A 21,551-nucleotide genomic window follows, 5' to 3' on the forward strand; every position below is an offset into this window, starting at 1 on the left:
TGATCTGACCCGATAGTTAGCGCTCGACCATTGCATGAATAAGTGGGATAAACCGGCATGCCGTATTGAACAGATCGGGACAATGGAACAAGCCAGCCTAAAGGAACTCGAATCCGTCATTGCGATCGCCCGGCGCGGGACATTCCGCGCAGCGGCCATTGATCTCGGCATGTCGACGACCGCGCTGAGCCACACGATAGGCAGGCTTGAGGCGGGGCTCGGCGTGCGATTGTTCAACCGCACCACGCGCAGCGTGTCGCTGACGGATGCCGGCAGGCTCTTCATGCAGCAGGTCGCGCCATCGCTGCAGGATCTCCATGCCGCTCTGGATCTGGTGCGCTCGCAACGCGAGACGCCTTCCGGAACGATAAGGATTAACGCCGCGCCGTTCGCGGCGCGCGCCATCATCTCACCGCTCGTGCTTGAGTTTTTGCGCCGCTATCCCGACATGAATATCGATATCGTCACCGAAGGAAAAATGGTCGATATCGTCAAGGACGGTTTCGATCTGGGCGTCAGGGTTGCAGGCCTCGTTCCCAGCGACATGATCGCCGTTTCGCTCGGCCGACCCCAACGACACGCCGTGGTTGGTTCTCCTGAGTATTTCGAGCAGCATGGCAAGCCCATGGTTCCTCCTGATCTTCTCAATCACAGATGCATCCGTGTTCGGTTGCCGGACGGCTCCTTGTTTAGATGGCGTTTTGAGAAGGACGGCGAGCAGGTGCTCATTGATGTGCGGGGACCGATTGCGCTCGATGAAGCCAGCCTGACGAGGACTGCGGTGCTTGAAGGTGCCGGTGTGGGCTACCTCTTTGAGCAAGATGTCCTTCCGGATATCGAGGCGGAGCGCGTCATCCGTATTCTGGAAGATTGGACGCCCCCGTATCCGGGGCTTTGCCTGTATTACCCCGGACGCCGAAACCTCTCGGCCGGAGTCAGAGCGTTCCTGGAACTAGCTCGTGAACTCTCGCGACCGGCAGCCGGGTAAACCGCTCACGAAGCGCCCGTTAAAACCAACCGGCGCCTTGAAAGGATACGAACTGGCGACTTACACCTTTCTGGTCATTATCCATGGAAGAATAAGCCTTACAGCTTTCGCCCATCTCATGCCGAGCGTCTCTCGATAATCTCGAACCCAATCCTAATCATCGGTTCCACCGTCTCGCCGGATAGCTTCCGGAGGATCGATCGCGCCGCCTGTGTCCCGATCATGCGCCGGTCGATGCGCACCGTCGTCAGGGAAGGAAAGGTATGCGGGGCGAAGTCGAAATCGCCGAAACCGACGATCGCAACATCCTCCGGTATCCGGCATCCCCTGGCGATCGCCTCCGTCAGCGCGCCATGAGCCACGACATCGGAACTGCCGAACACCGCCAGCGAACCGCCGCCGCGGTCGAGCAGCTGCGCCAGCGCCTGCCGTCCGTCGCTGAAGGTCGATGGAGAGCTCATTTCGATATCGGGTAGTTCCACCGGGGCGACGCCCGCCAGCCGGTTGATGAAGCCGTCACGGCGCTGGACCGCGCGCGGGTCGTTGGCGCCGATCTGGGCATAGCGGTCATAGCCCCTGGCCATCAGGTATTCCGCCACAAGTGCGCCGACGTCGTAGTGCGAGAAGCCCACCGCGGTATCGAGCGGCGACGGCGTGGAATCCCAGATCTCGACGATCGGCAGGCCGGCGCCCGTCAGCATCGCCCGCGTTTCCTTCAGATGGGTGATGCCCGTCAGGACGATGCCGTCAGGCCGCCGCGCGAGAATGGCGCGGGTCAGTTCCAGCTCCCGCTGGTGATCATAGCCCGACAAGCCCAGCAAAAGCTGATAGCCTTCCGAGACGAGTTCCGCATTAAGCCCCTCGATCGCCTCGGCGAAGATGGTGCTCGACACCGAGGGAACGATGGCGGCAATCAGCCGGGTGCGGCGCGATGCGAGCCCGCCAGCCAGCAGGTTCGGCACATAGCCGGTGCGCGCGATGACACGCTCGATTGCCTCCAGTGTCTTCGGCTTCACCAAGCTCGGCGTGTTGATGGCACGCGAGACGGTGACAGGCGAAACGCCGGCCAGCTTGGCGATGTCCGCCAGCGTCACCGGGCTGGATTGCTCCGACCGGCTGTTCCTGTCCTGTCTTGTCATGGCCATCTCCGTTCAAAATGATTTACGCTTTCATTTTGTCCTTTAGCAAGCCCTTCGATAAAAAAAGATTCTGATATCAGTTCAAAATACTGAAATTAATTGATTTATTGAAACCATACCAAGTCTTGCGAGACGAAATTTTGCTGATAAAATGGAAGCGCTTTCATTTTTCGGTTGAGGAGCCGGGAAACGGGTTTCAAGAGGACGCACGAGCGTCCAAACGGGAGGAGGAATTCATGTCTTTGAAGCGTTTCATGACAATGGCGGCGGTGGCCGCATCGATCTGTGCAGTGACAACGACTGCGGGTCACGCCCAGGACTATCCCTCGAAGACGGTAACGGTCATCGTTCCCTTTGCCGCCGGTGGCAATACCGATGCCTTCGGCCGCCTGGTGGCCGAACAGTTGGACCAGCGGCTGGGACAGCGTTTCATCGTCGAGAACAAGCCGGGTGCTGGCGGCAATGTCGGCCTGGGCGAACTCGCACGCGCCGCGCCGGACGGATACACGATCGGCATGGGCACGGTCAGTTCGAACGCCATCAACCAGACCCTGTTCAAGTCCCTTCCGTACGACAAGGAAAAAGGCTTTGCACCGTTGTCGCTGATCGCTCGGATGCCCAATGTTCTGGTGGTCAATCCGGAAAAGCTGCCGGTCAATTCGGTTGAGGAGCTCATCGAACTACTCAAGAAGGAACCGGGCAAGCACACCTATGCTTCCTCTGGCGTCGGAACATCGATCCATCTCGCCGGCGAACTTCTGGCCACCAAGGCCGGGGTCAAGATCACCCATGTGCCCTACAAGGGCAGCAGCCAGGCGATCATGGACGTGGTGGCCGGCCATATCGACTTCATGTTCGACAACATTCCGACCGCCGCCCAGCAGGTCAAGGCCGGCAAGCTGCGCGCGCTGGCGGTTACCAGCCTCGACAAGGCAGCGCTGCTGCCCGACGTGCCGACCATGGACAGCGTCATCCCCGGTTTCGAGGCGACCTCCTGGCACGGCATCTTCGCACCACCCGGCACCCCGCCAGAAATCGTCGAGAAGCTCAGCAAGGAAGTCCAGGCCATCCTTCACGAGCCTGCAATGGCCGAGAAGATCAAGGGCATGGGCGCAACACCGGTCGGCAATACGTCAGCGGAATTCGCCACCTTCATCAAGGGCGAAACGGACAAATGGGCCGAAGTCATCAAGGCGGCGAACGTCCCGCTGCAATGACATCCCCACCGGCCGGCGCGCGGCGCGCCGGCCGGAACCTCCTGACCCCTGTGGATACTGAAGCCATGTTGAAGATCAAGAACGGCCGCGACTTCTTCGGCGGCGTGACGATGATCGTCGTCAGCCTACTGTTCATCTGGTTCGGCCGGGAACTCGATGTCGGAAACTCGTTCCAGATGGGACCCGGCTATTTCCCCGTGATGCTGAGCCTGCTGCTGATCGGCCTCGGCGCACTGATCGTCCTACAGTCGCTCGTCATCGAGGCCGAGGATGAAGACGTGGAGGCCATGAACTGGAAGGCCTTTGCGCTGGTGATCGTGGCACCTGGCTTCTTCGGGCTGGCGCTCTCGCGCCTCGGCCTCGCGCCGACCATGTTCCTCATGATCGTCGCTGTCAGCTATGCCAGCAAATATGCCGGCTGGCGCCAGTCGATCCTGCTCGCACTCTTCATGGCGATCTGTTCGGTCGTGCTGTTCACGCGGCTTCTGTCGCTTCCCGTCAGCGCCTTCGGGCCATGGATCCCGTTCCTCGGCACCTGATCGACACCGCCTGCAGGGAGTTTCGCAATGGACATCTTTTCCGACCTGTGGCTCGGCGCCACGACCGCCTTCCAGCCGGTGAATCTGGCCTATGGCTTCATCGGCTGCCTTCTCGGCACCGCCATCGGCGTACTGCCGGGGCTCGGGCCGACCGCGACGATCGCCATGCTGTTGCCGATCACCTTCGGCCTGCAGCCGGAATCGGCGCTGATCATGCTGGCCGGCATCTTCTACGGCGCCCAATATGGCGGCTCGACCACGGCGATTCTGATCAACCTGCCGGGCGAAAGCTCGTCCGTCGTCACCGCGATCGATGGCTACCAGATGGCCCGTCGCGGGCGCGCCGGGGCGGCACTGGCAACAGCCGCCCTCGGCTCCTTCTTCGCAGGCAGCGTCGCGACCGTGCTTCTGGCCGTCGCCGCTCCGCCTCTCGCCGCCGTGGCTTTGAAATTCGGACCTGCCGAATACTTCTCGCTGATGGTGCTGGGCCTTGTCGCCTCCGTGGCGCTCGCCAGCGGTTCGCTGCTGAAAGCCTTCGCCATGATCGTCTTCGGCCTGCTCCTGGGCTCCGTCGGCACCGATGTCGAAAGCGGCGCGCCGCGCTACATCTTCGGCATTCCGCAGCTCTATGACGGCCTCAACTTCGTCGCCGTCAGCATGGGCATATTCGGCATCTGCGAGATCCTGCGCAATCTCGAGAACGAGCATGAGCGTTCGGTCGGGGTCAGCAAGGTCACCGGCCTGATGCTGAACCGGGAGGATTTTCGGCGTATCCGAGGCCCGGTACTGCGCGGCACCGCGCTCGGCTCGCTGCTCGGCGTGCTGCCGGGCGGTGGCGCCATGCTGTCCTCCTTCGCCGCCTATGCGCTGGAAAAGCGCGTGTCACCCAATAGTGCGGAATTCGGCAAGGGCGCGATCGAGGGTGTTGCGGCACCGGAATCGGCCAACAATGCCGGCGCGCAGACCTCGTTCATTCCGATGCTGACGCTCGGCATTCCCGGCAATCCGGTCATGGCACTGATGGTCGGCGCAATGATCATCCAGGGCATCACGCCCGGCCCCAACGTGATTTCCGAGGAACCGGAACTGTTCTGGGGCATGATCGTCTCGATGTGGACGGGCAACCTGATGCTGGTGATCCTCAACCTGCCGCTGATCGGTCTGTGGGTGCGCATGCTCACCATACCCTATCACCTGCTGTTCCCGGCGATCATCGGCTTCTGCTGCATCGGCGCCTACAGCATCAACAACAGCGTCTTCGACGTGTTCATCATGGCCGGCTTCAGCGTCATCGGCTTTGCGCTCTTCAAGCTCCGCTTCGAACCGGCACCGCTGCTGCTCGGCTTCATCCTCGGACCGATGCTGGAGGAGAACCTGCGCCGCGCCATGCTGATCAGCCAAGGCGATCCGACCATTTTCGTCCGCAGTCCGCTCAGCCTCTCATTGCTGCTGGTGGCCGTGGTCGTGCTTGCTCTCGTGCTCGCGCCCTCGATCAGCCGCAAGCGCGACGAAGCCTTCACCGAATGACCCGGACCCCCATGACAAAAGGAGCGACAAGCCGATGACAACCGATCTGCAAACGGCCCTCACAGGCATATCGGGCATTCTCGTGACACCCTATGACGGCGATGGCGAGATCGATCCCCGCCGACAGAAGCCGATCATCGACAAGGCGATCGCTGCCGGGGTGCACATCCTCGTCGCCAACGGCAATACCGGCGAATTCTATGCGCTCACCGTCGACGAGGCCGAGGACATGGTCCGCGCCTCGGCGGACCATGTCGGCGGACGCGCGCCGCTGATTGCAGGTGTCGGCCGGGGTTTTCGCGATGCCTGCCGGCTGGCGAAGACCTCAAGGGCGGCCGGCGCTGCAGCCCTGATGATCCACCAGCCGCCGGACCCGTTTTCGGCACCGCGTGGCCTGGTCGACTACGTGAAGGCCGTCGCCGACGCGGCCGACGGTCTGCCCGTCGTGCTCTACCTGCGCAACGATGCGATCGGCATCAAGGCGATCAGGGAGCTCTGCGCCCTTCCTGCCGTCATCGGCGTCAAGTGGGCGACACCCAATCCGCTGAAACTGGCCGAGGCGATCGCCGCCACCGACCCCGGCATCATCTGGGTCGGCGGACTGGCAGAAGTCTGGGCGCCGGCCTTCTATGCGGTGGGCGCCCGCGGCTTCACGTCAGGCCTCATCAATGTCTGGCCCGAACGCTCGGTCGCCATCCATGCGGCGCTGGAAGCGGGCGACTACCGCGAGGCCAACCGCCTGATCGCCGGCATGAAGGCCTTCGAGGAGATCCGCGCCGAGGAGCTGAACGGCACCAATGTCACCGGCGTCAAGGCAGCGCTTGCGGTGATCGGCCACGACTGCGGCGCCACCCGCCCGCCTTCCGCCTGGCCGCTCAATGCATCCCAGCAGGCAGCCCTGCAGACCTTCATCGCATCCAACGAAATCCGCTTCTAAGCGAAGCCAATGCGGTCGCAGACCGGCCGGAGACGTCCATGACTTCAAGGAAAACCTACGAACAACTGCGATCGGCCCGTTGGATGGTGCCGGACGACCAGCGCTCCTTCGGCCATCGGTCGAGGACCATGCAGATGGGCTACGATCCGGCTGACTGGGAGGGACGGCCGATCGTCGCGATCCTCAACACCTGGTCGGATGCCCAGCCCTGCCACATGCATTTCAAGGACCGGGTGGAATGGGTAAAACGTGGCGTGCTGCAGGCCGGCGGTTTTCCTATGGAACTCCCGGCACTGTCGCTGTCGGAGAATTTCGTCAAGCCAACCACCATGCTCTATCGCAACATGCTGGCCATGGAGGCGGAAGAACTCCTGCGCTCGCATCCGGTGGATGGTGCGGTGCTGATGGGTGGCTGCGACAAGACCACGCCGGCGCTGATCATGGGCGCACTCAGCATGGGCCTGCCCTTCGTCTTTCTGCCGGCCGGGCCGATGCTGCGCGGCAATTATGCCGGCAAGTATCTGGGTTCGGGCACCGACGGCTTCAAATACTGGGACGAGCGCCGCGCCGGCACGATCTCGAAGGAGGAATGGCAGGGTATCGAGGGCGGCATTGCCCGCTCCTACGGCCATTGCATGACCATGGGCACCGCCTCGACCATGACGGCGATCGCAGAGGCGATGGGCCTTTCGCTGCCCGGTGCCTCGTCCATCCCAGCCGCGGATGCCGGCCACCAGCGCATGTCGACGCAATGCGGCCGCCGGGTTGTCGAGATGATCTGGGAAGACCTGACGCCCGACCGGATCGTCACACCGGCGGCTGTCGAGAATGCCGTGACCGTGGCCATGGCGACCGGCTGTTCCACCAATGCCATCATCCATGTGATCGCCATGGCGCGCCGTGCCGGCATTCCGCTCGAACTCGATGATCTCGACCGCATCGGCCGCACCACCCCGGTCATCGCCAATATCAGGCCATCGGGCAGCAATTACCTGATGGAGGATTTCTACTATGCCGGCGGGCTCAGGGCGCTGATGAAGCAGCTCGGCGACAAGCTCGACAGCTCGGCGATTACCGTTGCCGGCAAGCCGCTGACCGAGGGGCTGGAAGACGTGAAGATCTGGAACGAGGACGTGATCCGCCCGCTCTCCAACCCGGTCTATCACGAGGGTTCGCTCGCCGTGCTGAAGGGCAATCTTTGCCCCGACGGCGCCGTCATCAAGCCGGCCGCCTGCGATCCGAAATTCCATCGGCACAAGGGGCCGGCGCTGGTGGCCGACAGCTATGCCGAGCTCAAGAAGATCATCGATGATCCCGACTATCCGCTGACGCCGGACACGGTGCTGGTGCTGCGCAATGCCGGGCCGCAGGGCGGGCCGGGCATGCCGGAATGGGGCATGATCCCCATGCCGAAGGCACTCTTGAAGCTCGGCCTGCGTGACATGATGCGCATTTCCGATGCCCGCATGTCGGGCACATCCTTTGGCGCCTGCGTGCTGCATGCGGCCCCCGAGGCCTATGTCGGCGGCCCGCTCGCCCTGCTCAGGACCGGCGACATCGTCGAGATGGACATTCCCGCCCGCAGCCTCAACATGCTGGTGGCTGACGACGAGCTCGAAGTCCGCCGCGCCGCCTGGACGCCGACGCCGCCGCGCTATGGTCGCGGCTACGGCCTGATGTTCTCCAAGCATATCGAGCAGGCCGACAAGGGCTGCGACTTCGACTTCCTCAAGACGGATTTCGGCCCGAAGGTCGATGAGCCGGCAATCAACTGACCAGACCGGGAGCATTCGATGTCCGATTACGTATTGTCCGAAACCACCCGCGCCAAGCTCATGAAGGTCTCCACCGCCTCGGTGGCGACGGCTCTCTACAAGCGCGGCCTGCGCAACCAGTTCATCCAGAATGTTCATCCCGTCGCCTGGAAGGGCGTCAACATGGTGGGCCAGGCCTTCACGCTACGCTACATCCCTGCACGCGAGGACCGCAACGCCATCACCGTGTTCCGCAATCCCGACCATCCGCAACGGGTGGCGGTGGAGACCTGCCCGGCCGGCCATGTCCTGGTCATGGATAGCCGCAAGGACCCGCGGGCAGCATCGGCCGGTTCGATCCTCGTCACCCGGCTTGCCGTGCGCGGCTGCGCCGGCGTCGTTTCCGATGGCGGCTTTCGCGATGCGGAAGGTATCGGCCGGCTCGACATGCCGGCCTATCACCAGCGGCCGTCGGCGCCGACCAATCTCACCCTGCACGAGGCGCTGGACATCAACGTGCCGATCTCTTGCGGCGACGCGCCGGTCTTTCCCGGTGATGTGATGCTGGGCGACGGCGACGGCGTGATGGTGATCCCCGCCCATCTCGCCGACGAGATCGCAGAGGAATGCACAGGCATGGAAAGCTTCGAGGATTTCGTGCTGGAACAGGTGCTGGACGGCGCCGCCGTGATCGGCCTCTATCCACCGACATCGGACAAGGCGCAGGCCGACTACGCGAAATGGCGCGAGAAGACGGGGCGATAGGTCATCCGCATGCGGCATTGAGCATCAACGGCAACGGACCTGTCTGCCGTCACTTAAATAGGTCTATATTCGCCGTGACGAGGCCGAGGTCAGCTCCCAAACGGCCCCTTCCAGCCTATGACAGAACTGAGACCATGCCGGCTGCCAAGCCGGACATGCTGACCATCCTTGGCCCCTTCGTGTGCAATATCGTCATGATCGTCACGACGGCCGCGATCATGCGCATGACCGGCGTTGTCTCCCTTGCCGATGTCCTGTCGTTCGGGCTGGTGATCGGCGTCGGTTATCTCCTGGCGATGTGTATGACCATCGCGATCAATCCCAATTTCCCCAGGCCGTTCTACTACACGATGGTGAGCGCGCCCTATTTCCTGGTCAGCATGTTGGTAACGAGCGCCGTGCTGTTCCTGCTGCAGTAGGCCCATTCTGTGCACGAGCTCAGATGATGTGGGAATTTCAAGGCGCCGGAACTCCTGCAGGCGTGGTTTTAGAATATCGCCTCGCCCCTACCTCAATAGTCCTCCTTAATGGTGAGAGTGGAAGCACGCTGGCGGTCATGCCGCCAGCGGCTGTTCAGATCAACGAAGACAGCGTTTCCTCCAGCTTCTTCTCGCCCTCACGGGTTTGCGCTCCTGCCTCCAGGGCGGCGAGAGTGAGTGTCGTCGCGATCGGCGCGGAAAAAGTCTGGCCAAGCAGTTCATTGTTGACCTGCAGTGCTTGCGTCAAGTCTTTGGAACTTGCATCGATCGCTTGCTTGGCAGCACGTACGACCCCCGGCGCCCGTGACGCGATTGCCTTGGCCAGACCGTCGACAAACGCATCGAGTTCTTCCGGAGCAAGTGCCCGGTTTATCCAGCCATAACGCTCAGCCAGGTCGGCATCGAGGAGTTCAGCACCCACGGTAATTTCCAGGCTGCGGGCCCGCCCAACAAGCTGGGGAAGATAGGCTGTTCCACCTGAACCAGGAATAATTCCGATCAGGGCTTCCATCTGGGCGATGCCACCAATCCCTCTGGCAGCAAAGCGCATATCAAGCGCCGACAGGAACTCCGCACCGCCACCCCGTGCGTAGCCGGCGAGCTTGCCGATCGTAATCTGGGGTAGAGCGCGAAGCCTCTCGTGCAGCCGCATCATCGGGTTCAGCCCCTCGGTACCTGGATCACCGAGCTGAAGCGACATCAGCGCTTCGGGCTGTTTCACGAAATTCATGTCGCCATGGATAATGAAGAAGTCCGGGTCCGCGCTCTGGAAGACAATTACCGTCAGCGTGTCGTCCTTGGCAGCATGCCCGGCGAAATCGTTGATCTCCGTCATCAGGCGCGCATCAAGGATGTTGAGAGGGGGATTGTTGATCGTCACCCAGGCGGCAGCGCCTTCGCGGTGGACGGCGATGGTCTCATATTTTTGGGCAGACATTTAAAACTCCTTTTCATGTCAGGCGCCCTTAAGTATAGTCTGTATACTAGCAGTCAATTACGCACCTTGATGCTACCTGGTAGCCTGGAGTATCCCATGCAAAGCTTGTCCCTCGAATCTGCGAATGAAAACCTCGTCGAGGACCGGCTGTTGCTCGATGAGATCGCCAGCAAATGGTCGATCCTGGTGTTGGGTGCGCTGTGCGACGGCCCCTTGCGTTTTAATGAATTGAAACGGCGGCTGGATGGCGTCACGCAGAAGGCACTGACACAGTGTCTCAGGCGCATGGAGGCCAATGGAATTATCGACCGGCGCATTATCAGCCTATCGCCGATCGCCGTTGCTTATGAGATTTCGACATTGGGTCGCACCTTGGAGGCACCACTTCGGGCGCTCCACACTTGGACCGTACAGCATCGGGCCGAAGTGATGCAGGCTCGCGAACGCTATAAGGCAGACTGAAGGATCAATCATTGACCTGCAGATCTGATGCCTCCAACGTTCTCGGCGTGACCGTGTTGTTAAGCGCGGCGCTTGCGGACGTCTGAATCCTGCACAATCACGTTCGCCTTGACGGGATTCGAACGACCGTTGCCGCTGTTGTTTTCGTTAAGCCGCTGATTCCGTGCAGCTTGTGCGACATAAGAGGATCTTATCGCACAAGGATGGACATACCGTGCTCCGGAAGGATTCACACCATTGATCGGAGGCATAAATGGACGTCTGCGACCATTGGTGGCTGCCGCCATTCCCGCTCCTGCCCATCAATGGTATCAGGCCCGAAACCGGTCGGTTCCGAGCCTGTTGAGATCAAATCTTGCCGTGGGATTATTGGGCGGCGGCGAGCGCGGCATCCATGCGTTCGCGGGCCTTCTTGGGCAGCTTGGCCGCCTTGAAGGCTTCGAGATTGGCGGCGGGATCGCCAACCACGATGGCGGCCACCATGCCCATGCCGACATGGGGTGCGCATTTGACGCCGTAGGCACCGGGGACATCGAAGGTGACCTTGATGGTCTCGTTCATCTTGCCCTTGAACTCGGCCGCGCCATCCGGAATCATGCCCTTGATCGCCTCGGCATTATGGCCCTTGTCGGTGGGAATGAAGGTCACGCTGTCCCCAGCGGCAATCTTCAGGCCGGCCGGCTCGAAGACCATGGCGCCGCCGTCGGCACCCTTGTTCAGCATGTGTACCTCGAAATCGGCGGCCAGAACCGGCGCCGTGAAGGCTGCCAGCATTGCTGTCATCGTCGCCAGACGTTTGAAACCATTGCGCATCGCGTTTACTCCTTGGGGCTTAGGGGCGCCGGGATCGGCTCCGTTGGCAAATGTAATAGTTCGCCTCCGGCCCTCGCTCTTTGTCATAGCTCAAATAACAAAGATCAAATATGGCCTGATTGTCGCAGGGACATCATGGCTCATCGCGCCGCGCAGAGAATGAAGCGGCGGTAGACCAATGTCCGCAGCCGGTTGCGCAGATTGGCCGTCCGGCGTTGTGCGGCAGCAATCGGTGCGTGGGAAAGCCGAACCGTATGGCCGAAGCCGGCCTGCTTCAGCATAGGCTCCAGCCGGTCGCTCGTCAGCCCATGCCCAAACGGCAGTTCCCGCATGATGCCCGCATGCCGGTCGCTGAGCGCGCCGTCATAGTGATTGTCGGGACCGATGATCCGGTCGAGTTGGCGGATCAGGAAAGATGCCAGACGGCCAAGGCGGGTGGGCTTTGCCCAATCGCCGTCGAAAACCAGCAGCTTGCCGCCGGGCTTCAGCAGCCGGTGCCATTCCCGGAAGGCCTCCTCCGGCGCCGTCAGCGTCCAGACGAGATGGCGGCAAACGATGGCATCGTAGACGCCAGCCGGCTCCCGCGTGTCCTCGGCATCCGCCAGGACGAACCGCAGGCGATCCTTGCCGGCATGCTTGGTGCGGGCGACCGCCAGCATGGCCTCTGAGAAGTCGAGCGCCGTCACGTCATGGCCGAGATCGTGGATCAGCCGCGTCACCTCGCCGGTGCCGCAGGCAAGCTCCAAGACCTTTAGAGGTGCCGTTCCCAACTGCTCGCGAATCGGTCGCTGCCAGGCAGCGAATTCCGGCCCGGGCGGAATGCGATGGCCGAAGGCAAGGTCGAAGGTCTCGGACCGCTTCGACCAATAATCGCGGATCTCCTCCTTCAGGTGGAAATTGGGGCGGGAGAGAGAGGTGTCGTTCATCGTATCAAACCTTCAGGCCCTGGCGCGCAGGGAGGCGATCGGAGATGCCTCACCCGGCCGCTGGTATCGGATATGGCAGAGGCCGTCCGCCTCCAGCTCGACACTGGCCGTGACGCCGAACACGGTGCGGATGCGATCCGGCGTCAGCATGTCGCGCGGCGTTCCAAGGCCGACCAGGCGGCCGGCCTGCAACACGGCAAGACGATCGCAGAACATCGCCGCATGATTGAGGTCGTGCAGGGCGGCGACCACCGTCAGGGGCTGGGAGCGCACCAGGTCGAGAAGGCCGATCTGGTGGTGGATGTCGAGATGGTTGGTCGGCTCGTCCAACAGCAGGATCTGTGGCTCCTGGGCGAGCGCCCGGGCGATATGCAGCCGCTGGCGCTCACCGCCCGACAGGGTGTGCCAGTGGCGGGCGGCAAAGCCGGACATGTCGACCTCATCGAGTGCGGCTGCCACGATCTCCTCGTCACGCCTTGACCAGGGCGACAGGGCGCTCAGATGCGGCGTGCGACCGAGTTCGACCGCCTGCCGGGCGGTGATGCGCTCAGTGGTTTCCGCCTGCTGTTCGACAAACGCGACCTGCCTTGCGATATCGCGGCGTGACAGCGCCGGCAGGGGGCGCTCGCCAAGCATGACCGTGCCCGACTGCGGAGGCCGAAGGCCGGCCAGCAGCGACATCAGGCTGGTCTTGCCGGAACCATTGGGACCGATGATGCCGAGGAACTCGCCGGGGCGGATGTCGAACGAGATATCGTCGACGATGCGCCGGCCGCCGGCCGACCAGACGAGATTGCGCGCCGAGAGTATCATGAAGCTGCCCTCCCCCGGGCCAGGATGATGGCAAAGGCCGGTGCTCCGACCAGAGCGGTGATCACGCCGATCGGCAGGACCTGACCGGGAATGATGATGCGCGAGAGAATGTCGGCGACGATCATGAAAACAGCGCCGATGAAGGCCGCTGCCGGCAGCAGCGCGCCATGGCGCACACCGGCGAAATAGCGCGCCGCATGGGGAATGACCAGGCCGACGAAGCCGATGGAACCGACGATCGACACCATGACTGCGGTGATCAGGGCGGCCACGACAATCAGCACGCCGTAGACCCGGCGCACGGGGATGCCGAGCGAGGCGGCGGAATCGGCACCGAAGGTGAAGGCATCGAGCGCCCGGGAATGCCAGAGGCAGATCAGGAGACCGACCAGCGTCACCGGCACCGCCAGGATGGCATCCGGCCAGCGCACGCCGGACAAGTTGCCGAGGAGCCAGAACATGATGCCGCGGGCCTGCTCAGCGCTCGCCGATTTGGTGACGATGAAGGAGGTCAGCGCGTTGAACAGTTGCGACCCGGCAATGCCGGCCAGGATGATGGCGCCCGTGCCACGGCCGGCTTTCAGCGCCAAAAGGGACACCAGGCCGAAGGCAATGAGCGCACCGAGAAAGGCGCCGACGGACAGCGACAGGGCACCAGCGCCCAGACCCAGAATGGCGACGCTGACGGCGCCGCTGGAGGCGCCGGCCGAAATGCCGAGGATATAGGGATCAGCCAGCGCATTGCGCAGCAGCGATTGCAGCACGACGCCGCACAGCGACAGGCCAGCCCCGCAGCAGGCCGCCACCACGGCGCGGCTGAGGCGATAGTTCCAGACGACGCCCTCATCGATCGCATCCAGCGGATAGCCGGCCGACCAGAGGCGATTGGCCACGGTTTTCAGGACTGTGCCGAACGGAATGGCGGTCTCGCCGATGGCGGCACCCAGGCCGAGCGCCACCAACAGCACCAGGAGCGCCGCGATACCGGCGCCCATGCGATTGACCGTTGCGAGAGATCCCCTCACCGCGCCAGACCAAAACCGGCCACGGCCGCGGCCAAGGTCTCGATGCCGTCAATGGTGCGGATCGTCGGGTTCATCGCCTGGGCATCCATGACGACGATATGGTCCGCCTTGACCGCCGGCATCAGGCTGACCACCGGATCCGACTTCAGATACTCCATCTTCACGGTCCAGTCGTCGGCCGGGTAGCGGCGGCGATCCATCTTGCCGATGACGATGATAGCCGGATCGGCCTTGGCCACGGTTTCCCATCCGACCGTCGGCCATTCCTCATCCGAGGAGATGATGTTGCGGATGCCGAGGGTCGAGAGGATATAACCCGGCGCGCCGTTGCGGCCGGCGACATAGGGATCAATGGCGAGCTCAGCGCTGGAGAACCAGAAGACGGCAGAGAGCTTGCCATCGCCGGCTCCGACCTTGGCGCGGGCGGCGGCTTCGCGCTGCTTGAGCGTCGCAATCACCTCAGCGCCTTTGTCTTCAACGTCGAAGACCCGCGCCATGTCGCTGATCTCCTGGTAGATCAAGTCCATCGAGAAGGCACTGTGGCGCACGCCATCGCCGCCTCCGGAATTGTCCTTGGCCGTGCAATCGGCCGGAGACGTATAGACCGGGATGGAGAGTTCAGCGAACTGTTCCGGCGTTCCGACAATGCCTTCCGGCCCGACATGCCATTGGAATTGCGTGGTCACCAGATCGGGCTTTTTCGCCACGACGCTTTCGAAGCTCGGGTCGTTGTCGGCCAGGCGCTCGACCTTGGCATTGGCCTCTTCATAGCCCGCCAGGACCGGACCGAGCCAGACGGCGGTGCCGACCATCCTGTCTGAAAGACCCAGCAGATAGAGGATTTCCGTGCTGCTCTGGCCGATCGATACGGTGCGCGACGGCGCCTTTTCGAAGGTGATCGACCGTCCGCAATTTTCAAGCGTCAAGGGATAGGTGGTGGATGCCGCAACGGCGGTTGAGCCCCCCATCGCAGAAAAGGCGGCGGCGACGGCCAATATGGCGGCAAGGGTACTGTGGCGGAAGGTCATGATCTGCATCGGAGATTCGCTTCTGATTTGATATGGGAGATAGCCCGGCGCGCAGGTCTGCCGCGGCCGGTCTCGGGAAGAGCAACCGTCTGAAGCGCGCACCAGAGCCAGGGGCGACGAGCGCCCGCAGCGATCCTTGCGAACCGCAAACGGCACATGCCGATCAGGTCAAAATGCGCCCTGATAGTCCCGGTCGATGAAATGAAAAGCAAAAGAGGCCGATGCCAGCTGGGGCATGTGTCATGTCAACTCCTGTTCAGGGCTCCCCGCCCTTGACGTTGGATCTGTGGCTTGACGGCAGGTCTCCTGGCTCGCGGATTGTCGCTTTCCATCTGCCTTCCCACGTCGGCCCTTCCGGCTTTCGCAGTGGCATGGCACTTGGTCTGTGCCACAAGGATGGTCCGCTCCGCTTACAGTTGCGGGGGCAGCCACGGTCTTGGCCCCTTTCGGGTCGTCCGCACCGTGTTCCCTATTAATCCCCTGGGAGTCATCCTTCAGGGAACCGTCGCGTTACCCTTAGCGCCGGTCGGGTAATCCCGTCAAGATTGCCGTTTTGCGCTCATGTCCGGAGCCGTTGAGCCGATGAAGCCGGTCCGTTCGTCAAGGGCAGTGCAGTTTGGTTCGATCTCGTGTTTTTAAGTAATGTAATATCATTACGTCTAATATCGAACTCCACCCTTGTCCAGCCCCTTGTATGACAATTCGGAAGCGGAACGGGACTCCCCACTGATAGCGCCGTGATGTAGGGATGGTGCGATATCGGGCGATCCGCAGAGGACGGGGCATGCGCAAACTGCCGGCACTTTCGGCCATGAAAGTCTTTGAGGTCGTCGGCCAGACGCGCAGCTTCACCCGCGCCGCCGAACGGCTGAACCTGACCCAGAGCGCCGTCAGCCGGCAGGTGCGCAATCTCGAGGAACAGCTGGGCGAACCGCTGCTGATCCGCCACCATCATCATCTGGAGCTGACGCCGTCGGGTGCCGAGCTGCTGGCGGTGCTGCATCAGGCCTTCCACAACGTGGAACTGGCGGTGCGCGGCATCATGGAGAAGAGCAACCGGCACCGGCTGCGCATCAACGTGCCGCCGACCTTCGCAAAGCGCTGGCTGATGCCGCGGCTCGGTCGCCTGCGCCGTGCGCTGCCCGACATGGAGATCAGCATCAGCACCGATCTGCAGGACAGCCTGACCGAGCGCAGCCTGCTCGATTGCGCCATCCGCTTCGGCGATGGCGAATGGCCGATGCTGAAATCCAGCCTGCTGATGACCGAGCGCCATATCGCCGTCTGCGCGCCGGGCCTACTGAAACGGGATAGCAGCAGCGGCTCGGTCGATCTGGCGGGATTGACCTTCCTGCATGTGCTGTCCTCGGCCGACCAGCGTTACCTGACCTGGCAGCACTGGCTGGATGCGGCAGGCCTGCATGACACGGACACCAGCGGCGGATTGGAATTCGACCTTCTCGACCTTGCCATAGAGGCGGCCTGCAACGGCCTTGGCGTGACTATTGCCGACCGGTTCATGGTGGCCGAACATTTGCAGGACGGACGCCTGGTGCAGGTGCTGGATGTCGAGGTGGAGGGCCATGAATCATACTGGCTGACCACACGGGCCGACCAGCCGGAAGCCGCCAATGTCACCGCCTTTCGCGCCTGGCTTGCCGAAGAGACAGAAGTGCAGCAGGCCCGGTCTTGAAGCATTCCATTTTGGAATGCTGAGCCACAGAATTACTCGCTTGCGAAGCCGGCCCCGCCGCGTTCCAAATTGCCGACCGGGAAGAGAGCGCTGACATCAAGAGATGGCTCCGCCCCGGCGCAAGGAGCAGGCCGCGTATCATGTCACCCTATCGCAATTTCATTGCCGGCGCCTTCGAACCGGCGTCGAACAGCCAGGCCATCGAGGTCCGCAATCCGGCAACCGGCGCGGTATTTGCCAGTGTGCCGGCTGCCGGCGAGGCCGATGTGCTGCGGGCTGTTGCATCTGCCGCACAGGCGCAGAAGGCCTGGCGCAAACTGACCGCCATCGAGCGCGGCAATGCGCTGCGCCGGCTGGCGGATGCCCTGGAAGCCCATGCCGGACGGATCGGCGCGACGCTGGCGCTGGAATCCGGCAAGAGCCTTTCGGACGCGACGTCCGAGGCGATCTATGGCGCCGAATTGATGCGCTATCATGCCGAATGGGCGCGGCGCATCGAGGGCGAGGTGATCGAGAGCGATACACCGAACGAGACGCTGCTGTTGAAGCGCGAGCCGATCGGCGTCGTCGCCTGCCTGATCCCGTTCAACTTCCCGATCTATACGCTGGTGCGCAAGATCGCGCCGGCGCTGATCACCGGCAATGCCGTGGTCGTGCGGCCAAGCAATACCACACCGACTTCGGCCTTCGCCTTCGCGCAAGCCGTGCTGGACGCCGACCTGCCGGCCGGCCTGATCAATATCATGACCATGACCCACGACGTGGCACGCGTGATGTGCACGGCGCCGAAAGTCGGCATGATCACGCTGACCGGCAGCGTGGCAGCCGGCCAGACGGTCCTCGACTATTGCCGGACCAATATCGCCAAGCCATCGCTGGAGCTCGGCGGCAAATCGCCTGTGATCGTCGAGCCGGATGCCGATCTCGATGCCGTGGCCCGCATGGTGCTGGCCGCCAAAACAGCCCATTGCGGCCAGGTCTGCACCTCGGCCGAACGGCTCTATGTGCATGAAAGCGTGCATGACGCGCTGCTCGATCGGTTACGCGTGGGCTTTGTGGCCCGGGCCTTCGGCGACCGGGTCGAGTGTCCCGACCGGATGGGACCGCTGGCCAGCGAGGCGTCGCGCGCCCGGATCCATGCCATGGTCGAACGGGCCAAGACCGAGGGCGCCGTGGTGCAGGCGGGTGGCATCGTGCCTGATGGTCCAGGCTATTTCTATCCACCGACACTGCTGTCGGCCTGCCGCCAGGACATGGAGATCGTGCGAGAGGAAGTGTTCGGACCGGTGCTGGCGGTCATCCCCTATGGGAGTTTCGACGAGGCGCTGGAACTGGCCAGCGATCACCAGTTCGGCCTTGCCTCGGTGCTGTTTACCGAAAACTACCGCAAGGCCCTGCAGGCGGCCAACGAGATCGAGGCGGGCGAACTCTATATCAATCGTTTTCCGGCCGACCCTTACCAAGGCTACCACGCCGGCTGGAAGAAATCCGGCCTTGGCGGCGACGACGGCAAACACGGCATGCTGGAATTCACCCAGACCCGGCTGGTGGTGATGAAATACTAGGGTGAGGGACGCTGCCATGTCCCAGGCCACGCCAACAACTTCCACCGACAACCCGCAAACGGAGGCACCCATGAAGATCGCAGAGCTCAGGACCCATGTCGTCGCCGTTCCGCCGCCGCATGTCGGCGGCATGTACTGGATCTTCGTGCAGCTGAAGACTGATTGCGGCATCGAGGGGGTGGGCGAGATCTATGCGACCGCCTTCCACCCCGGCGCCATGGTGCCGCTGATCGAGGATGTCTTCCAGCGCTATCTGGAGGGTCACGACCCGCACACTATCGAGCGCTTCTGGCGGGCTGCCTATTCGAGCGGCTTCACGCAACGCCCCGACCCGACCATGATGGGCATCGTCTCCGGCCTGGAGATCGCCTGCTGGGATATCATCGGCAAGGCGGCCGGCCGGCCGGTCTCCGATCTGCTCGGCGGCACCGTGCATGAGAAGCTGAGGGCCTATACCTATCTCTACCCGAAGAATGCCGCCGGCGACTACGATTACGGCGATCCGGATCTGGCGGCAGAAGAGGCGGTTCGCATGGTCGACATGGGCTTCACGGCGCTGAAGTTCGACCCGGCCGGGCCTTATACCAATTATTCCGGCCATCAGCTGTCGCTGGGTGTGATGGACCGTTGCGAAGAATTCTGCAGCAAGATCCGCGCCGCCATCGGCAGCAGTGCCGATATCCTGTTCGGCACCCATGGTCAGATGGTGCCGTCCTCGGCCATCCGGCTCGCCAAGCGGCTCGAGAAATACGATCCGATGTGGTTCGAGGAGCCGGTACCGCCCGGCCAGGAGGCCGCCATGGCGGAAGTGGCGCGGGCCACCTCGATCCCGATCTCGACCGGCGAACGGCTGACCACCAAGTATGAATTCCAGCGCATTCTGCAGCTGGGAGCCGCCTCGATCCTGCAGATGAATGTGGCGCGCGTCGGCGGGCTGCTGGAAGCCAAGAAGATCGCCGGCATGGCAGAAGCCTTCTACGCGCAGATCGCGCCGCATCTCTACAACGGCCCGGTCGGCGCTGCCGCCAGCATCCAACTCTCTGCGGCAAGCCCCAATTTCCTGATCCACGAGGCGATCATCGATTTCGGCGGATTCCATGCCGAAGTTCTGAAGACCAAGCTGCAGTTCGACGACGGCTATCTGATCCCGTCGCGCGATCCGGGGCTCGGCGTCGAGCTCAACCTCGACGTGGTGGCGGCCCATTCGCCCTATACGGGCGACCGGCTGCATCTGCAGATGGCGTCCGAGCCCGCCGACATCAAGGAATTCGCGCCCGCCCGCGGCTAAGGTCGAGACCCCCATGATCTACGATTTCGTCATCGTCGGCGCGGGCTCGGCCGGCTGCATCCTCGCCAGCCGGCTCAGCGAAAGCGGCCGATACAGCGTTCTCTTGCTGGAGGCCGGCGGCCGGGATAGCTCGTTCTGGTTCAAGATCCCGGTCGGCTATGCCAAGAGCTACTATAATCCGGCGGTCAACTGGATGTATTCCACCGAACCGGAAACACAGCTCAACGACCGGCGTATCTATGTGCCGCGCGGCAAGGTACAGGGCGGTTCCGGCTCGATCAATGCCATGGTGTTCGTGCGGGGAGCCGCCGCCGATTTCGACGACTGGCAAACGGCCGGCAATCCGGGCTGGGGCGCAAGCGATGTGCTGCCCTATTTCAAGACGCTGGAAACCCATGAGAAAGGTGCCTCGGGCTGGCATGGCGACAAGGGGCCAATCCATGTCACGCCGATGCGCGGCATGACCCATGCCGTGACCGACGCATTCCTGACCGCCTGCGGCGAGCTGCAATTGCCGCTGAACGGCGATTTCAACGGGGCAGACATCGAAGGTGCAGGGGTCTACGACATCAATGTGCGCCGCGGTGTTCGCTCCCATTCGAGCGCCGAATATTTGCGCCCGGCGCTGGATCGGTCTAACCTCTCGATCGAGCATTTCGCACTGGCGCAGAGGTTGACCTATGCACCGGACGGGCGCGTCGATGGCGTCGAGGTGCTGCAGCGCGGCAGGCTCCGGACCTTCAAGGCGCGGCGCGAGGTGATCCTTTCAGCGGGCGCCGTGGACACGCCGAAACTGATGCAGCTCTCCGGCCTCGGCGAAGCGATCCATCTCTCCAGTCTCGGTATAACGGTAAGGCGCCATCTGCCGGCGGTCGGCGAGAACCTGCAGGATCATCTCTGCGCCAGTTTCTATTACCGCGCCAACCGGCCGACGCTGAACGGACTGTTCGGCAGCCTGTTCGGCCAGGCAGCCCTCGGCCTGCAATATGTGCTGACCCGCAAGGGGCCGTTTGCCATGAGCGTCAACCAGGCGGGCGGCTTCTTTCGCGGCACGCCTGAACAGGACCGGCCGAATATCCAGCTCTATTTCAACCCGCTGTCCTACCGCATCCCCGTCAATCGCCGGGCCTCGATGCTGCCGGAGCCCTATCCAGGATTCCTGATCGCCTTTAATTCCTGCCGGCCGACCAGTCGGGGTCGGATCGCCATCGGCTCCAGTGACGCCCAGGCCGCCGCCCTGATCCAACCCAACTATCTCTCGACCGAACGGGATGTCGCCGAAGTGCTGCAGGGCAGCCGGCTGGTGCGGCGGATTGCCGAGGCGCCGGCCTTGAGGAGACTGATCGAGGAAGAGGTTTCGCCCTCGCCCGCGGCCACAAGCGACGAGCAGCTGCTCGACTATTTCCGCACTAATAGCAGCTCGATCTACCACCTGTGCGGCAGCTGCGCGATGGGGCCGGATGCGGCAACCTCGGTGGTCGATGCGCGACTGCGGGTGCATGGGGTGGAGGGGCTACGCGTGGTCGATGCCTCGATCTTCCCGAACGTGACGGCGGGCAACATCAATGCGCCCACGATGATGGTGGCGGAAAAGGGCGCGACGATGATTCTCGAGGACGCGGCCTAATACGGGATCGACTCATCAATTCCTGACTG

The 21,551-nt window shown here is 62.8% G+C and carries 20 protein-coding genes and 1 riboswitch; of the genes, 13 read left to right on the forward strand and 7 right to left on the reverse strand.

The genetic code is table 11. The annotated features are described in order from the left end of the window. Positions 1 to 34: 34 nt before the first annotated feature. Positions 35 to 988, forward strand: coding sequence for a LysR family transcriptional regulator (locus HFC70_RS02800; RefSeq protein ID WP_210259110.1), 954 nt, complete (start codon positions 35 to 37; stop codon positions 986 to 988). Positions 989 to 1,104: 116 nt separating this feature from the next. Here the strand turns inward: HFC70_RS02800 and HFC70_RS02805 are convergent, their stop codons facing one another. Beyond that, complete coding sequence (locus HFC70_RS02805; RefSeq protein WP_168471658.1) at positions 1,105 to 2,127, reverse strand: LacI family DNA-binding transcriptional regulator; 1,023 nt, start codon at positions 2,125 to 2,127, stop codon at positions 1,105 to 1,107. A gap of 236 nt (positions 2,128 to 2,363) precedes the next feature. Between HFC70_RS02805 and HFC70_RS02810 the strand changes: the two genes are divergently transcribed. From HFC70_RS02810 to HFC70_RS02840, 7 genes are all read left to right on the forward strand, one after another. Beyond that, complete coding sequence (locus HFC70_RS02810) at positions 2,364 to 3,344, forward strand: tripartite tricarboxylate transporter substrate binding protein (RefSeq protein WP_168471659.1); 981 nt, start codon at positions 2,364 to 2,366, stop codon at positions 3,342 to 3,344. Positions 3,345 to 3,409: 65 nt separating this feature from the next. Continuing rightward, positions 3,410 to 3,883 (forward strand): tripartite tricarboxylate transporter TctB family protein, encoded by a 474-nt coding sequence (locus tag HFC70_RS02815; RefSeq protein ID WP_168471660.1) that lies wholly within the window; start codon positions 3,410 to 3,412, stop codon positions 3,881 to 3,883. A gap of 27 nt (positions 3,884 to 3,910) precedes the next feature. Continuing rightward, on the forward strand, positions 3,911 to 5,410 hold the full coding sequence (locus HFC70_RS02820; protein WP_168471661.1) for a tripartite tricarboxylate transporter permease: 1,500 nt from the start codon (positions 3,911 to 3,913) through the stop codon (positions 5,408 to 5,410). Between the two features lie 34 nt (positions 5,411 to 5,444). Next, positions 5,445 to 6,347 carry a dihydrodipicolinate synthase family protein gene (locus HFC70_RS02825; protein ID WP_168471662.1) on the forward strand — a complete coding sequence of 301 codons (903 nt, stop codon included), beginning with the start codon at positions 5,445 to 5,447 and terminating at the stop codon, positions 6,345 to 6,347. Between the two features lie 38 nt (positions 6,348 to 6,385). Further along, positions 6,386 to 8,122, forward strand: coding sequence for an L-arabinonate dehydratase (gene araD, locus HFC70_RS02830; RefSeq protein ID WP_168471663.1), 1,737 nt, complete (start codon positions 6,386 to 6,388; stop codon positions 8,120 to 8,122). An 18-nt stretch (positions 8,123 to 8,140) separates the two neighbouring features. Beyond that, a complete protein-coding gene (locus HFC70_RS02835; protein ID WP_168471664.1) occupies positions 8,141 to 8,866 on the forward strand; it encodes a ribonuclease activity regulator RraA in 726 nt (241 codons plus the stop codon). Positions 8,867 to 9,000: 134 nt separating this feature from the next. Continuing rightward, positions 9,001 to 9,285: a DUF1761 domain-containing protein gene (locus HFC70_RS02840; RefSeq protein WP_168471665.1), complete on the forward strand. Its 285-nt coding sequence runs from the start codon at positions 9,001 to 9,003 to the stop codon at positions 9,283 to 9,285. Positions 9,286 to 9,439: 154 nt separating this feature from the next. Here HFC70_RS02840 and HFC70_RS02845 read toward each other — a convergent pair whose 3' ends face one another. Continuing rightward, positions 9,440 to 10,282, reverse strand: a complete 843-nt coding sequence (locus HFC70_RS02845; protein ID WP_168471666.1) for an enoyl-CoA hydratase/isomerase family protein — start codon at positions 10,280 to 10,282, stop codon at positions 9,440 to 9,442. Between the two features lie 96 nt (positions 10,283 to 10,378). On the opposite strand from HFC70_RS02845, the gene HFC70_RS02850 reads away from it, so the two are divergent. After that, positions 10,379 to 10,744, forward strand: a complete 366-nt coding sequence (locus HFC70_RS02850) for a helix-turn-helix domain-containing protein (protein ID WP_210259111.1) — start codon at positions 10,379 to 10,381, stop codon at positions 10,742 to 10,744. 366 nt (positions 10,745 to 11,110) lie between these two features. Here the strand turns inward: HFC70_RS02850 and HFC70_RS02855 are convergent, their stop codons facing one another. The 5 genes from HFC70_RS02855 to HFC70_RS02875 all read right to left on the reverse strand — a co-directional run bounded on the left by HFC70_RS02855 (position 11,111) and on the right by HFC70_RS02875 (position 15,358). Continuing rightward, the gene (locus HFC70_RS02855) at positions 11,111 to 11,557 is read right to left on the reverse strand and encodes a pseudoazurin (protein ID WP_168471668.1); all 447 of its coding nucleotides are present in this window, start codon (positions 11,555 to 11,557) and stop codon (positions 11,111 to 11,113) included. A gap of 140 nt (positions 11,558 to 11,697) precedes the next feature. After that, positions 11,698 to 12,483: a class I SAM-dependent methyltransferase gene (locus HFC70_RS02860; protein ID WP_168471669.1), complete on the reverse strand. Its 786-nt coding sequence runs from the start codon at positions 12,481 to 12,483 to the stop codon at positions 11,698 to 11,700. A 12-nt stretch (positions 12,484 to 12,495) separates the two neighbouring features. Further along, positions 12,496 to 13,296: an ABC transporter ATP-binding protein gene (locus tag HFC70_RS02865; RefSeq protein ID WP_168471670.1), complete on the reverse strand. Its 801-nt coding sequence runs from the start codon at positions 13,294 to 13,296 to the stop codon at positions 12,496 to 12,498. Next, complete coding sequence (locus HFC70_RS02870) at positions 13,293 to 14,291, reverse strand: iron ABC transporter permease (RefSeq protein WP_168471671.1); 999 nt, start codon at positions 14,289 to 14,291, stop codon at positions 13,293 to 13,295. Before HFC70_RS02870 ends, HFC70_RS02865 begins: the two co-directional genes overlap by 4 nt. 26 nt (positions 14,292 to 14,317) lie before the next feature. Further along, on the reverse strand, positions 14,318 to 15,358 hold the full coding sequence (locus HFC70_RS02875; protein ID WP_168471672.1) for an ABC transporter substrate-binding protein: 1,041 nt from the start codon (positions 15,356 to 15,358) through the stop codon (positions 14,318 to 14,320). 269 nt (positions 15,359 to 15,627) lie between these two features. Further along, a riboswitch (cobalamin riboswitch) is annotated at positions 15,628 to 15,871 on the reverse strand. A gap of 262 nt (positions 15,872 to 16,133) precedes the next feature. Here HFC70_RS02875 and HFC70_RS02880 point away from each other — a divergent pair. From HFC70_RS02880 to HFC70_RS02895, 4 genes are all read left to right on the forward strand, one after another. Further along, the gene (locus HFC70_RS02880; RefSeq protein WP_210259112.1) at positions 16,134 to 17,042 is read left to right on the forward strand and encodes a LysR substrate-binding domain-containing protein; all 909 of its coding nucleotides are present in this window, start codon (positions 16,134 to 16,136) and stop codon (positions 17,040 to 17,042) included. A gap of 140 nt (positions 17,043 to 17,182) precedes the next feature. Continuing rightward, positions 17,183 to 18,607: an aldehyde dehydrogenase gene (aldA, locus tag HFC70_RS02885; RefSeq protein ID WP_168471673.1), complete on the forward strand. Its 1,425-nt coding sequence runs from the start codon at positions 17,183 to 17,185 to the stop codon at positions 18,605 to 18,607. Between the two features lie 70 nt (positions 18,608 to 18,677). Beyond that, on the forward strand, positions 18,678 to 19,895 hold the full coding sequence (locus HFC70_RS02890; protein ID WP_168471674.1) for a mandelate racemase/muconate lactonizing enzyme family protein: 1,218 nt from the start codon (positions 18,678 to 18,680) through the stop codon (positions 19,893 to 19,895). A gap of 13 nt (positions 19,896 to 19,908) precedes the next feature. Further along, positions 19,909 to 21,522, forward strand: coding sequence for a GMC family oxidoreductase (locus HFC70_RS02895; protein WP_168471675.1), 1,614 nt, complete (start codon positions 19,909 to 19,911; stop codon positions 21,520 to 21,522). Positions 21,523 to 21,551 lie beyond the last annotated feature (29 nt).

It is taken from the genome of Agrobacterium sp. a22-2 (assembly GCF_012276985.1).
GTDB lineage: Bacteria > Pseudomonadota > Alphaproteobacteria > Rhizobiales > Rhizobiaceae > Allorhizobium.

Excerpts from the sequence above, each read along its gene's own strand:
- HFC70_RS02800 (WP_210259110.1), top strand. The coding sequence starts at position 35 with ATGAATAAGTGGGATAAACCGGCATGCCGTATTGAACAGATCGGGACA.
- HFC70_RS02805 (WP_168471658.1), bottom strand. The coding sequence starts at position 2,127 with ATGACAAGACAGGACAGGAACAGCCGGTCGGAGCAATCCAGCCCGGTG.
- HFC70_RS02810 (WP_168471659.1), top strand. The coding sequence starts at position 2,364 with ATGTCTTTGAAGCGTTTCATGACAATGGCGGCGGTGGCCGCATCGATC.
- HFC70_RS02815 (WP_168471660.1), top strand. The coding sequence starts at position 3,410 with ATGTTGAAGATCAAGAACGGCCGCGACTTCTTCGGCGGCGTGACGATG.
- HFC70_RS02820 (WP_168471661.1), top strand. The coding sequence starts at position 3,911 with ATGGACATCTTTTCCGACCTGTGGCTCGGCGCCACGACCGCCTTCCAG.
- HFC70_RS02825 (WP_168471662.1), top strand. The coding sequence starts at position 5,445 with ATGACAACCGATCTGCAAACGGCCCTCACAGGCATATCGGGCATTCTC.
- araD (WP_168471663.1), top strand. The coding sequence starts at position 6,386 with ATGACTTCAAGGAAAACCTACGAACAACTGCGATCGGCCCGTTGGATG.
- HFC70_RS02835 (WP_168471664.1), top strand. The coding sequence starts at position 8,141 with ATGTCCGATTACGTATTGTCCGAAACCACCCGCGCCAAGCTCATGAAG.
- HFC70_RS02840 (WP_168471665.1), top strand. The coding sequence starts at position 9,001 with ATGCCGGCTGCCAAGCCGGACATGCTGACCATCCTTGGCCCCTTCGTG.
- HFC70_RS02845 (WP_168471666.1), bottom strand. The coding sequence starts at position 10,282 with ATGTCTGCCCAAAAATATGAGACCATCGCCGTCCACCGCGAAGGCGCT.
- HFC70_RS02850 (WP_210259111.1), top strand. The coding sequence starts at position 10,379 with ATGCAAAGCTTGTCCCTCGAATCTGCGAATGAAAACCTCGTCGAGGAC.
- HFC70_RS02855 (WP_168471668.1), bottom strand. The coding sequence starts at position 11,557 with ATGCGCAATGGTTTCAAACGTCTGGCGACGATGACAGCAATGCTGGCA.
- HFC70_RS02860 (WP_168471669.1), bottom strand. The coding sequence starts at position 12,483 with ATGAACGACACCTCTCTCTCCCGCCCCAATTTCCACCTGAAGGAGGAG.
- HFC70_RS02865 (WP_168471670.1), bottom strand. The coding sequence starts at position 13,296 with ATGATACTCTCGGCGCGCAATCTCGTCTGGTCGGCCGGCGGCCGGCGC.
- HFC70_RS02870 (WP_168471671.1), bottom strand. The coding sequence starts at position 14,291 with ATGGGCGCCGGTATCGCGGCGCTCCTGGTGCTGTTGGTGGCGCTCGGC.
- HFC70_RS02875 (WP_168471672.1), bottom strand. The coding sequence starts at position 15,358 with ATGCAGATCATGACCTTCCGCCACAGTACCCTTGCCGCCATATTGGCC.
- HFC70_RS02880 (WP_210259112.1), top strand. The coding sequence starts at position 16,134 with ATGCGCAAACTGCCGGCACTTTCGGCCATGAAAGTCTTTGAGGTCGTC.
- aldA (WP_168471673.1), top strand. The coding sequence starts at position 17,183 with ATGTCACCCTATCGCAATTTCATTGCCGGCGCCTTCGAACCGGCGTCG.
- HFC70_RS02890 (WP_168471674.1), top strand. The coding sequence starts at position 18,678 with ATGAAGATCGCAGAGCTCAGGACCCATGTCGTCGCCGTTCCGCCGCCG.
- HFC70_RS02895 (WP_168471675.1), top strand. The coding sequence starts at position 19,909 with ATGATCTACGATTTCGTCATCGTCGGCGCGGGCTCGGCCGGCTGCATC.